Genomic DNA, 13892 nt, shown 5'->3' with positions numbered 1-13892 from the left:
TATTAATATGCATCAGTTCCTTTTATAACAACGACTACAGTCTTTAGTATTATTGTTATATCTAACATTAATGACAGATTATTGATATATTCTAAATCCAGCTCTACCATTTCTTTAAAACTGAGTGAATTCCTTCCGCTGACTTGCCATAACCCACTTATTCCAGGTATAACATTCAATCTTTTTTTATCATAGCTTGTATACTCTTGCACTTCTCTCACTAAAGGTGGCCGCGGACCGATCAGACTCATTTCACCAGTCAACACATTTACCAATTGGGGAAGTTCATCAATGCTGTATTTTCTTATAAAGCTTCCGATGCGTGTTACTCTCGGGTCACCCTGCATTTTAAACATCGCTCCGTCTATCTCATTATGCTTTAACAATGTCGCTAGACGATCTTCAGCATCTGAATACATTGAACGAAATTTATACATCTCAAATTCTTCGAGATCTTTTCCAACTCTTATTTGCTTGAAAAACACTTTTCCATACGGATCATCTAATTTTATCAGAACAGCGATGACAATAAACAATGGACTGAGTATAATCAGGATCGTTATGGCTAATATAATATCCAGAAATCTCTTCAAAACCTCGTACTCCAATAGTCCTACACTTGCAAGCTGTTTTGTCTTTCCTTTTTCTACCTCCACAACGTATCTACCTTCTTCCTTCTATAATTTAGTTTAGTAGTACTGATAAACTTAAGCCGAATGGATGATACTTTTATCACATTATTCAAAACTAATAATAGTATAACATAATAAAGCAGTCCGATGTTGTCCGATAGTAAAGAAAGTGTTCAAATACTCATAAAGTCTAGGTTTTTAACAGCACTCTTTTTATTATATCAACAAAACTCTTGAATTCAGTCGTTCGAAAGAAAAATGCAATAATTAACAAATTATATAGTATCACTATTGTGGAAACCTTAAATATAAACATTATCCAGTTATTATCAGGAATAAGAGATGTGATATAAAAAGTGAACCCTCCGCTCACGATAAATATGCTTGTATAAAAGGCGTACTGCTTAAAATAATCTCGTATTTTCTCATCAAAGCCATGTTTAAACAGGATATACGGTTCCACCCAAAAGGAAACTAAAAAGGCACTTAAAAAGGTTCCCCAAAAAATACCTGCTATTCCGTAAACTTGAACTAAAAGTATGGAACCAACTAAATTTATTATTGTTTCGAAAACCGGTTTGAATCTGTCATACCAGAATAGACCTAACGCATCTCTGAAAGTTAGGGGTACCTTTCTCATGCCATTGATATAAAAATTGACAACAAGAATCAATACAATATTCGTAGAGAAGGTATACTCCGTACCTACCCATAATGAAATAAAGGGGTTCAGTAGAGTAAGTAAACTGATTGCTGAAAAACTGTAAATCCAGAATCCAATAAAATTGATTGTCTTGAATGTAGAAATCAGTTTTAACTTACTACTCGTCATTCCCAAGTTCCCTACACTTGCTGTAAGAGAATTGAAAAGGAGTGCCAGGAAAACTGTCAGATTACTAAGTATCAGAGTATAGTTTGAATAAATACCTACGCTAACAATACTGATGAACGAAGACATGATGATATTATCTGTATTATTCACTGCGACACTGCCCAATTTGTGAATCGACATAGCATAAGTATTTTTATAGATACTTTTTCTGGTTACTTTATCTGGTAGGATCGTTTTGTTTTCTTTCAAATAAGGATAAAGTGCATCAGCTTTTCTTGAAATCATTAAGTTGGATGCCAGATCAGTACCTATTTTAATGAGTAAGTATACGATGAAGTTTCCAGTTAATATCAGGAAAATGATTTGCAGAATATTTTGCAGTACAATAAACCCTTTTTTGTAAAATGTGCTGATATAGTATTTCTGATGTGCATCGATGATTGCTTTTTTATATATCAGCAAATATGAAAAAACTGTGTTGATTAGATATAATAAGTAAATCAGTCTTATACTTTCTATGCTGACCGGTTCTGCAAAAAATGATTCTAAGAATGGTACTAATGTCAGCCCTATTAAAAAGATGATAATTGCAACAACCGTAAAAATACGTCTGAATAAGTTCATCAAGCCGGTTATTTCTTTTTTATTTTCCGAAGCTATGGGCTTATACATGCTGTAAATAATTGATGCCCCAAAGCCCAACTCTGCTAGAGACAAGACACTTAGTATATTTGTAAAGAGACCATGAACCCCTAGATACTCAGCAGATAATACACTAATAAATATTGTTCTACTTGCAAATTGAACCACAACTTGAAAAAGCTGTCCAATAACATTGACAACTATACTCTTAAATGAATTTTGTGTTCTTCCCATTATTACACCCTTTTATCAAAGTATTTAATGTCAGTATATATCGATGTTATTCAGATAAATCACACTGTACTGTTTCAACTCTTACTTATTGATTTTAATACTCTAATCTGTCTTCAACATTGGAATTCAAGTGTTTTTGATTATAAATATAAATAAAGATAAACCACATGAAATAACTGTAAAACAGTACTTCCATAATCATCACTATCAGTATAGTGAATGTACCTACTGATAATATGGTTGACATTAAAGTATTTTGATTCCTTCTAATATTTTTGGAGACATAGAAAAATAAACTTATAAATAGTAGTATACCCAACAAGCCAGAATCCAAACCCATTTGTAAAAGTTGACTATGTGCAAACATTGGTGAAGGACCGAATCCCACTACTCTGGCCATTTGAGTATTTACCCCAAAACCTATTAGAGGAGAATTCCCTATCGTTTCTATCGCTATATCCCAGATATAGATTCTATCAGTTAAAGTAAGACTCTTATCCAGTATATCTACAATAATGAACGAAAATAAATTTTGAATCCTTAAAATAATAACGGAAAAGTTGATAACTAATCCCAAAACAACAAAATTCAGATAGGTGCCTTTTTCCCTAATCCGTTCAATTTTAGTCAATACGTATAAAACAACTCCAAATGTGGCTACTGCCAGTATACCGGTAGCCACCCACTGGAACATCAGCTGTGTCAACACGATTGCAAACATTCCAGCAGAATATTTAGATATGACTTTATTCTCTCTTTGAAGAGAAAATATTGCTGAACTTATCAGTGCGATCAATCCATACGAAGTGAAGGATGTGCGTATGCCCAGCAAATGAAAACTATGATACGCAGAGGATGGAAACTGGACGTTCAACAGCATGAAAATCAAATTTAAACCTAGTAAAACTAAAAAGATCCAATATACGATTGAGATAATCCTTTTTGAGTTTATCTTAATCTCATTATCTAAGACAATTAAGGGCACGATGGTCCACAGCGCTATTAGTATATCGCTCCTGGACAAGGAAAAGACATTAATAAACTTAATCATTAATGTGATGAACTGATAGCCTATTAATAAATAAAGCACTCTAGATAGTTTATACTCTTTAGTATACAATTTCCAGATAATAAAGAAAAAACCCAGTATCCGTCCTAAATCATAAAACATTGGAAAAATCGAAGCATTTCTTAATCCAGCTGGTTCTATAAAAGATGCTATGATCAAGAATAAAAACACTATCTCTTTGTTTTCGATAATATTAAAAATGCTTATTGTTCTGTTCTTTATATTTTCCATAAATACTCCTTGTATCTATTATTGAATAGAATATTTCATCACTATTTTTTCAACCATTGCTGCTGTATGCGAGACATTATAGCCAGCATCTGAAAGTACTTTTCCAGTACGCTTTTTGGCAAGGTCAGAATTGATAATTTTATCTGCCCATTCTTCTGGCGAGGATTCAAGTGATACCATACTGGAAACTTCAGTTAATAAAATTTCGGGACTTATTGTATTAGAGAAAAAACTTCTTGTACCAGATGCCTGTGCTTCTACTCCAACCATTGGCAATCCTTCAAATAAGGAGGGAAGAATAAATATATCTATTGCCTGCAGCATCTCGGGAATTCTATTGGTTTCCCCATAGAACAATACAGAATCAGTCAGGTTCATTTGTGCGACTTTTTCTTTCAGTTCACTTTCCAGCGTACCTGTACCAAACAAGACTAATTTAGCGTTAGTCTTTTTTTTCAAAACTTGATTAAATATATCGATCAAAAAAGAATGATTCTTCGTTTTAGATAATCTTCCTACATGACCAATCACTAATGCATTAGTCATGTTCAGTTCTTTCCTTGTTTTCTCTCTAACAATAGGGTTGAATAAATAATTTTCCATATCGATCCCATTTTTGATTATTACATGTTTTTGTCTATTCAGAATTCGACTGCTATACATCCATCCCGCTGCCGGTTCAGAACAGGCAAAATATTCAGCTGCAATAAAAGAGATCATTATCTTTCCTATTTTGTACTGATATTTTTGCACCCTGCTCATATTATTAGCACCTGACGAATGAGAATGGATTATGATATTTTTAATTCCCAGAAGTCTGCATAACAAAGGTAGTTTAAGTACCTCGATTGGATTTGTAAGATTAAAATAAGCTACATCATATTTTTTCCTTTTAAAAGAGGCATAAATATTCTTGGCAATCTTATACTTTCTCTTAAGTCCTGTAAGGTTACCACTATCTTTTTTGTAAGGGTTCTTTTTTGTCCCTAGCGCAGTCAGCTCCTTATCGAAAAACTCTTTCTTGTCTTCCCAAGTGTAAAAATCAAGTGAAATAGTGTCTTTATTGATTTTTTTGTATAAATTTACTGAGTATTTTTCAATACCCCCACTTCCAAAACCTGACAAGTAATAATAAATATTGATTTTCTTATCCATGATTATCACCTCTTCTAAACATGAAGCCAAGTTGATGGTTTTTAATAAGTAATAATAAATTATATAAATAAACGAAAGGTGTCATTTTATTTTTGATCAATTTCTTCAGAATTAATGAATTGACAGAATAAGAGTTGAATTGACTGATCATTTTCACAGTGCACTCGTCATGTACAATGTTTTGCAGTTTCAGATATTTACTTTTAAAAGATGACTTATCATCATATATTATTTCTTTAACTATCCACTGGATTTCATGAAAAAATATAGTGTAATGAAATTCTATTTTATTTAAATCATAATAAGCTTTATATTCCTCCATCTTCAGAAAAAGGGTTTTCTGATTATGAAACTGGTCATCCGTGTATACTGTCATTAATGAATCAGGTGTATCATTTTTGTGCCAGTACAATGCCTTGTCAATTACACTGATACTACTGATATTTCTGAAATAATCTAAATTAAATAAGAGATCTTCTCCCCGGGCAAAGTCAGTGTTAAATCTATTGGTGATCTTGCTTTTTTTATAGAGTTTGTTCCAGGGTTGATTAAACAGATTTTTCTTTATGAGTGCGTTAAACTGTACGCCCCAATCATCCTGCATTTTAATCTGGCTGGTATCTGGCTGGTGAATATCTACATTTCGATTGTCATCAAACCCTTGATAACCGCAGATCGCTATATCAGTGTGTGAAACAGCTCTGATCAGCTCCTCACACATGTCTTCAGAAAGAAAGTCATCACTGTCTACAAACTGCACGTATTCTCCAGACGCTTCCTGAAGCCCTGCATTTCTTGCTGAAGAGACCCCGCCATTTGACTGATGGATCACCTTCACTCTATTATCCTTATGTAAATAAGAATCACATATCGAAGGACTGTCATCAGTAGATCCATCATTTATCAATATGATCTCAAGATTCTTATACGACTGATTCATGACACTATCTACGCATTCACTTAAATAATTTTCAGCATTATATACTGGTATGATGACCGATATCATTTTATTCATAAAAAAACTCCGTTATTTTTATTTTACATCTTTGTTATTCTGCAACAAATTTTTCCAAGTATTGATGCCACTGGTTATATATCAGAGTAGGATCGAGTTGTTTTCTGACACATAAAGCGTTTTTTCCCAAATCTTCTGAAAACTGGGAGGATTCAATTATTTTTTTCATAGCTCTGTGTAGCTCATTTGAATCATTAACTGGTACAAGGATTCCGTTCTGCTCATTCTCTATTAGTTCCCTCGGTCCCCCGGAAGGGCAATCAGTAGAAATAACGGGTAGACCCATTGCCATAGATTCAATTAAAGCATTAGGTAAGCCTTCATAATCAGAACTTAATACAAACATGGAAGCATCCTTAATGTTCTCAGGAGGATTACTTACTCGTCCTGGAAGACTAACAAGATCCGGATCTCTAAAAAGCTCACTGATTTGTTTTTCTAATTCTCCTCTTAAGCTTCCCTCGCCATATATAACTAACCTGTATTCAGGATATTCCTTTACGAGTTTCGAGAATGCTTCTAATAGAACCGAAAAGTTCTTTTGGGGTTCTAATCTACCTACTGATACAATTACTTTCTCTCTTTCTTTTTCATGAAGATCAGGAAGGCTTTCTATATCGATAGGATTTAATATGATTTCCCCTTTTTTTCTAACATAATTTGGAAAGAATTCCATTGCCTGACTGGTTTGGAAGATTATTCCTTTAACTAGTGAATAAGATACATAGCGGAGAATGCGTGTCATTTTATTCGAAGGCATAACAGAGGGATTATTTCTTTCAGAGATAATGACTGGGACCTTAGAGCCTATCATTGTGAGAGTCAAGTATATCCCGACTTCTTCAGGCATAGCTAATACAATATCAGGCTGCAATTCGTTAACTGAATTTCTGGCTTTTATGTACTTACCAGCTTTACTTTTCTCCTTGCTAAAAGAGATCACTTCAATATCAGGATGCAGCTGATAAAACTGATGGTCTCCAAAAAGAGTGAGAATAAAGATACTCTTTCCTTTACCGACCAGATAATTAGCCAGATTAGATATAACTCTTTCAGCTCCCCCAGAACTTAAATCTCTGGTCACAATACAAATTCTATTCAATAAAAACACTCCAGTAAGTAGCTTTAAAATTTAATTATGTTTCTAAGTTTCTGCGAGCAAATCAGTATATAGTTGTTTAAGATGACTTGCATTTTCTTTAATACTGAATCCTGCTTTAATAATTTCTGAATTATACTTGTTATCAGCTGATATTCGATCTTTAACTTGCTCAGCATCAATACATCGCGCCCATTCTTCAGGATTATCATCTAAGGGAACAAAATGAACTAATTCAGTTACTTTGACTTCCGTCGTTATATTGTCAGAAATATAGCATGGCAGATGAGCAGCTTGGGCTTCGATCAATGTTACCGGTAAGCCTTCAAATCTGGAAGGCATGACAAATAAGTCTATCGCACTTAACAACTCGGGAATATCCTGTCTTTTTCCAGCAAAAATGACAGCTTCTGATAAGTTAAGCCTGCTAACTTTCTCTTCAATGTCTTGCTTATACTTTCCATCTCCAATTAAGAGAAGTCTGTAATTATTATCTTTTTCATAGAGTTTTTGGAAAACATCTATCAGAAAATCATGATTTTTAGAATAACTAAAATGACCGATATGACCGATCAGCTTTTCGTTAGTTAAGCCCAGCGGTTCTCTTTGGTATCTTCTTGCACTTTCGTCATATTGGAATTTGTCGATGTCGATACCGTTATTGATCACTTCAAATGACTGGTCTTCATATAAATATTCCCCTGCTTTTTTACTGCACGCTAGACCAACATTGTATGAAGATTTAAACATTCTGTTGAACAGAGACCTGAGGTGCTTTATATTCGTTTGAGTGCTGTGACAATGTGAAATTCGTATTTCTATACCAGCCATTTTCGATGCCAACATCTCCAATGCTAATGTGCTGCTGTTTCCGTGTGCGTGGATAATATCATACTTATTTTCTTTAATCAACTTAGTCAGTTTCAGAACATAAGTAAAAGGATTTTTTTTTCGCATATTTAAAGTGTAGATGTTACTATTATTAGCTTTAATAATTTCTTCAAATTGAGGATGATTGATTTTCGGAAATACAAAATCTATCTTCATATCACTTTTATCCATTGAAGTGTAATAATTGATGATGACATTAGAAATCCCATCCAACTGCAAGTTTGTCGTTGAAATTGTTAGAACATTCATTACATTAAATTCTCCAATCATTTGTGCTGAATCTATTTATTTAAAATTACTAGTTTTTAGTATAAGCTGGTAGGTCCGTTTGATTATAGAGGTCGTATACAATGGCATACTCCTCGAGATTATTGCGTATCAGACTTTATATCTATTTAAAAAAGGTATAAGTCTTACAGAAATTTGTATTCAAATGGCAAATACCTAATAAAAATATATTCTTTCTTATTCTATCAGTTCTGAAGCATATTACAATATATTTCTCAATAATAGTCTTTCTATTCTTTCAATTTTAGCAATAATTTTCAAAAAGTATTCATAAGTCAGCCATAGACATCGCCCTATGTTTTTGCGCTAATCTTTTCTCTAAGTACCGCCCTTGAACGGTCGTCCCTTAATAAAAAATCTTCCTGATAAAATTATCAGGAAGATTTTTTAAATCACTATAACTAAGGAAGAACGAACGCTACATAATTTATTTTAAACCGCGGTAATCTACCCAACCAAGCAGTTGTCCGTCAAGTTTTACCAGATAATATGACCCGGTTGCGGTTTTGCGAATGACGTCCACTTTTCTTCCCGCATAATTGGCTGTATCGTTTAGTTTCTGATACCCGCTCATTCCCCATGGTTTCGTGTTGATCGTGTGTCCGCTTTTAACCATTGATGTGAAAGATACTGGCGTTGAGCCAAAGACGTCGGCTGTCGCTTTCGGGATCGATAATGCCCGATGATCTACCCAGCCTAGCAGTTCTCCATCGATTTTTACCAGATAATATGACCCGGTTGCGGTTTTTCGAATGACGTCTACTTTTCTTCCCGCATAATCAGCTGTATCGTTCAGTTTCTGATACCCGCTCATTCCCCATGGTTTCGTATTGATCGTGTGTCCGCTTTTTACCATTGATGAGAAAGATACTGGCATCGAGCCTAAGACGTCGGCTGTCGCTTCCGGGATCGATAACGCCCGATGATCTACCCAGCCAAGAAGTTCTCCATCGATTTTGACCAGATAATATGACCCGGTTGCGGTTTTTCGAATGACGTCCACTTTTCTTCCCGCATAATCAGCTGTATCGTTCAGTTTCTGATACCCGCTCATTCCCCATGGTTTCGTATTGATCGTGTGTCCGCTTTTTATCATTGATGTGAAAGAAACCTTATCAGAGCTCTCTATGCTTAAACTCACTGCTGGAACTGCTTCGAGTGCGCGATAATCGATCCACCCGAGTAGTTCCCCGTCATATTTTACGAGCTTGTAAGAACCCGATTTGCTTTCTCGTATAACCTCTACTTTCCGTCCTAGATAATCAGAAGTCGTCCCTTTTTTAAAGAATCCGACCTCGCCCCATGGTTTAGTATCAATTGAATGCTCTTTACTGGATATGACTGCATAATATGAAACAGCTCTAGATCCAGAAATGTTACTAGTGACTACTGGTTTTTCCATTGTTTGATAATCGACCCAGCCTAGCAGTTTACCTTTATCTGCTAGAAGTAAAAAGTTGCCATTTGCTGTTTTTCTTACAACTTTTAAGGATTTACCGTAATAATCTGCAGTCGATCCAATACGGTTTGATTCTTGATTTGACAAGGGCAAACTGTAAATACTTTCTGTATTAGATTCCACTGTTGCCAAGTGATCAACTTTTATAGAAGTTATGACGTTTTCATCTGAAAGCTTATCACTAAATGCTCTGCTATCTACCCAACCCAGTTCCTCTCCTTCAAACTCTACCATGATGTAAGACCCATTTTTGCTTTCTCTTACAGCCTGAACTTTTTCTCCAATATAATTATCCGTTCTATCTATATATTGGTATCCCTTTGTACCAAATGGTAAGGAATCAATAGAATACCCTGAATTGGAAATGAGTACACTATAGGAAACTGCAACGTCGTCCGAATCCGAACTTCCTGCTGTTTCGCTGACAATATGTGAATCATATTTTGTCAAATCGTACATCTCTATCAGATTGTTTACTTTCGTCGCATACCTTGAATCTGTTGCATATGTACCCGTTAAGTATGCAGTGGCATCTTTATAGCTATTCGTATTTTCTACCCATGTTGAAGCATAAAAATTTGAATTTCTTTTTAGACCGTTACGTAACAAGTTTGCATAATCCGTCATTGATTCATAATAAGAAGGATAATCTCTAAACTCAGCCGTTATATTGCTGATTTTCCCATTGTACTCTTCCCATGTCCCCATTGGAACGGATGCTCCATTGTATGATCCTTTAATTCCAAATAAATTATAATACGGTGGCAGAGACAATAGAGACTTTCCATAATAGCTTTCGTGAGCTGCCTGAGCAATCATAACAGACGCATAAAGTTGCGGTTCCCCAGACAAATTCGCTATTTTCTGGGCGTCATCAGCAATGTATTCAATAAATTCACGGTGACTCGCAAACGGGCGCTGTTCAGCTTTATTACTGGTTTCATTTTCGTTTTCTATTTCAGTTCCATTATCTTTCTCTATTGAGCGTTCATAAGCTTCCTGGGTCACATTGATTTTCTGTCCAACATAGATTAAATTGACATTGGTTATTTTAGGATTCCATTCCAGAAGTTGAGTTGTTGAAACTCCGAATTTTCCTGAAATTTTACTCATGTAATCTCCCGCTACTACAACATAGACGCCTTCTTCTGTTAATTGCTCACTTGACGATGAAGAGATGGATACCATCGAGAATGTTTCAGTATTATTCTTATCTGATATGTTTTCCTCATTTACAGTGTCTTTTTTTATTGTTTCTATTGCCGCATCTGTATTTTGTTCCGAAGAACTCTTTGATTCGTCAAGAGACACGTCTTCGTTGTCTTCCAAGTCTTCTTGACTGTCATTCTCTTCTACTATTTCTGTTGTTTCTGTTGTTTCTGTTGTTTCTATAATTTCTGTTGCTTCTGCTGTTTCTGTTGCTTCTATTATTTTGGTTGCTTCTGATGTTTCGGTTTGTTTCTCTGAAGAATCTCCTGTCTTTTCACTCAGGGAGGATTCAGATGAGGTTTTATCGGATTCAGATTCTAAATTCTGTTCTAATGAATTTATGCTGGTTCCTGTCTCGATTCCTTCATTTCCATCAGCATCTTCAACTGATTCCTGAGTTGATAATTGATTGTCATTCGCAGGTTCATTATAGGTATCTATTTCATTTTCATATGCTGTTTCGGTATGTAATTGAAACATTTCCAGTATCTTTGATTCATTTAGAATCAAGTCTATGAAATACTCTTCTCCGTGTGTATCTCTCAGAGACAGATTCAACTGAATACTTTCATATTTATCAATGGCTAGTAAATCTTTAAAAACAACTTCAAAATATCCATCTTCATCCGAAGACACGTTATACGTTTCAAATTTATCTATGTTTATAGTTACGTCACTGCTAGGGGTTACTTCCCCAAAAAAGGTTACCTGCTCTTGGTCATTTAAAGCAATATATAGACGCTCAATCAGTACGTTAGATATTTCCTCAGTTAATTGGTTCCCACTGGTTGTGTAGACTGCAAAATTTTCTAAGGCATAACGGGAATTAGAAACATCAACTGATTCTTCCGCAGAAACTAAGTAGGCTGGTCCAGTAATAGATAATAAAATTCCACTTGATATGGTCATCACCCATTTTTTATAATTTGGTTCATACATTTTAAATACCTCCGGTAGTAATATAATGTGTTCATGTAACTTCATACTAAAAAATGTCTACCTGAAAATTATAACATATTCATTTTAATTTCCATTAGATTTTTCAAATTATTAGTAAAGTTATACTTTTTTCACTTTGTAGTTAGTGGTATTTTCCTCAAATTGCTTGTTCTGTAATTATCCTATTCGGTTATTACATCTTTCCAGTTTAATGTTATTTAAATATTCGGGACGCATTTTAAATTTCCATAATATTTACCTATCGATTTCTTTTATCAGGAACTATTACTAAGTTTTCCTGCTCAATTCTGTTCGAAATCGAGTAGGAGATAAATGATTAATTCATTTATCGTCCTCTCACACCACCGTACGTACGGTTCCGTATACGGCGGTTCAATATCTTAAGTAAGCAGACTCTGCCAGGTCTCGTAGTGAAACTACGTTCCACCGGTAGAGTCTTTTCGTTGTAAGCACCCGATGAACCTCGGGTGTTTTTGACAATCTCCAGTATTTCTTTCTGGAATAGCCTATGCGTTTGGCACTATCTATATCTAGACCTAAGCGCATTAATCTGCTAATCTTAGTACGTGGATTTTTCCATCTCTTTAAAATTAGCTGCCTGATTCGGTGATGGAGCCATTGCTCCACTTTAGTTACGAAGGTTTTGATGAAGCCTGTGCCAAAATAATTTATCCAGCCTCTTGTTCGGCTGTTTATCTCTTTGACAATCTCATCAAACTTCCCTGCTCGCTTACGTTTGGTCAAGCGTTTCAAGGTGCGAATGAATTTCGCTTTGGCTTCGTTCGAAGGTCTGTAGCGACAGACCCCATTCACTGTGGTTATCAGACAACCCAAGAACTTTAAACGCGTTGGTGAACCCACTTTACTTTTCTCTTGGTTGACAGTTAGTTTCAGGTCTTTTTCAATGAAGCGAGTGATGCTTTGGAGCACACGTTCACCGGCTCGTTTTGACTTCACAAAGATGACGAAGTCATCAGCGAACCGAACGAAACGATGTCCTCTCTGCTTCATTTCTTTATCCAGTTCATGTAAGTATACGTTACTGAGTAGGGGCGAAATCACGCCACCTTGTGGTGCGCCTGTGTTACTTTCTACGAATTCGCCAGACAGATCTATGACACCGCTCTGTAAGAACTTACGGATAATTTTAAGAATCATTTTGTCCTGTATATACTGTTCGAGATAGTACATCAGCTTGTCATGATTGAGTGTGTCAAAGCACTGTTTCAGGTCACAGTCGACGGCTACTTTGTAGCCTTGCTGATAGTAGTCGACACACTCTTTCAAAGCTGTATGATTGCTTTTCCCTTTACGGAACCCATGACTATGCGGGAGAAAGTGTTTATCAATGATAGGCTCTATCACTTGCCTGATGGCTTGCTGGACCACTCGGTCCCGTACAACTGGAATCCCCAGTTTTCGGATACCACCATTCGCTTTTGGTATTTCCACCCGTCTGACCGGTTGTGGTTTATAGGTTCCGTCCAACAGTTTCTTTCGAATATACGGATACATTTCCATGATATGTGATTCTATTTCATTAACTGTCATACCATCTACCCCAGCAGCTCCTTTGTTACGTTTAACCATTTTAGCCGCTCCGAATAGATTCTTCTCACTTACAACGAGCCTCATAAGAGACTCACCATACTTGTCTTTACGTTCACCTAGGCCATTACTCCGCACATCTACATACTTTTTCGCTTCCAGCTTATCCCTTTGTAGTTTGCCAACCCGTGGGTTGTTTTCTGCGTTTGTCATAATGCCTAACCTCCAATCTTCAAAGTATTGATACTGTTCGGTCCTTCGGTACATTTTCCCTACTATGACCTCGGCTGACTTCTCGCCATTCGTTGTTACTACTAAGCGCTGACGAGACCTCCCCGGGTAAGAACGACAACCTTCTGCTCATGTCACTGCTTCATTTACTCAATAGAATTCGGGCAGTATCGGACTTCACTTTGTACGGCAAGCTCATCCGTTCTATCAAGCCTTTGTATGAAGTTTCTGTTCGTCAGTGCAAGCATTTGCGTCCGTCTTCCTTGTATATTGAGTATAGACGATTAAATGAATATTTTAGCCTAATTCATTTCATTTATAATCGTTATAGGCGTTGTGGATTAGTAGACTTCCTTACAGCACTTTTAGGAGATGACTGGTTTTCTGAAGGCTATAA

The 13892-nt window shown here is 35.7% G+C and carries 9 protein-coding genes; all 9 read right to left on the bottom strand.

The features are described 5' to 3' along the window. Positions 1–2: 2 nt before the first annotated feature. The 9 genes from AB4027_RS04575 to ltrA all read right to left on the bottom strand — a co-directional run bounded on the left by AB4027_RS04575 (position 3) and on the right by ltrA (position 13477). On the bottom strand, positions 3–608 hold the full coding sequence (locus AB4027_RS04575; protein ID WP_368646402.1) for a sugar transferase: 606 nt from the start codon (positions 606–608) through the stop codon (positions 3–5). A gap of 214 nt (positions 609–822) precedes the next feature. Then, positions 823–2340 (bottom strand): lipopolysaccharide biosynthesis protein, encoded by a 1518-nt coding sequence (locus AB4027_RS04570; protein WP_368646164.1) that lies wholly within the window; start codon positions 2338–2340, stop codon positions 823–825. 94 nt (positions 2341–2434) lie between these two features. After that, on the bottom strand, positions 2435–3640 hold the full coding sequence (locus AB4027_RS04565; RefSeq protein ID WP_368646163.1) for an O-antigen ligase family protein: 1206 nt from the start codon (positions 3638–3640) through the stop codon (positions 2435–2437). A gap of 18 nt (positions 3641–3658) precedes the next feature. Continuing rightward, positions 3659–4795 carry a glycosyltransferase gene (locus AB4027_RS04560; protein WP_368646162.1) on the bottom strand — a complete coding sequence of 379 codons (1137 nt, stop codon included), beginning with the start codon at positions 4793–4795 and terminating at the stop codon, positions 3659–3661. Next, the gene (locus tag AB4027_RS04555) at positions 4788–5810 is read right to left on the bottom strand and encodes a glycosyltransferase family 2 protein (protein ID WP_368646161.1); all 1023 of its coding nucleotides are present in this window, start codon (positions 5808–5810) and stop codon (positions 4788–4790) included. The genes AB4027_RS04560 and AB4027_RS04555 overlap by 8 nt, the downstream gene beginning before the upstream one ends. Before the next feature lie 34 nt (positions 5811–5844). Continuing rightward, the gene (locus tag AB4027_RS04550; protein WP_368646160.1) at positions 5845–6912 is read right to left on the bottom strand and encodes a glycosyltransferase family 4 protein; all 1068 of its coding nucleotides are present in this window, start codon (positions 6910–6912) and stop codon (positions 5845–5847) included. A 42-nt stretch (positions 6913–6954) separates the two neighbouring features. Beyond that, positions 6955–8049 carry a glycosyltransferase family 1 protein gene (locus AB4027_RS04545; protein ID WP_368646159.1) on the bottom strand — a complete coding sequence of 365 codons (1095 nt, stop codon included), beginning with the start codon at positions 8047–8049 and terminating at the stop codon, positions 6955–6957. A gap of 466 nt (positions 8050–8515) precedes the next feature. Further along, on the bottom strand, positions 8516–11695 hold the full coding sequence (locus AB4027_RS04540; RefSeq protein WP_368646158.1) for a GW dipeptide domain-containing protein: 3180 nt from the start codon (positions 11693–11695) through the stop codon (positions 8516–8518). A gap of 393 nt (positions 11696–12088) precedes the next feature. Beyond that, complete coding sequence (gene ltrA, locus AB4027_RS04535; protein WP_368646157.1) at positions 12089–13477, bottom strand: group II intron reverse transcriptase/maturase; 1389 nt, start codon at positions 13475–13477, stop codon at positions 12089–12091. Positions 13478–13892 lie beyond the last annotated feature (415 nt).

The sequence above is a fragment of the Alkalibacterium putridalgicola genome, from assembly GCF_040959045.1.
In the GTDB taxonomy this organism is placed as follows: Bacteria; Bacillota; Bacilli; order Lactobacillales; family Carnobacteriaceae_A; genus Alkalibacterium; species Alkalibacterium putridalgicola.
The sequence above is the reverse complement of the archived record's forward strand: the minus strand, read 5'-3'. Positions and strand labels throughout refer to the sequence as shown.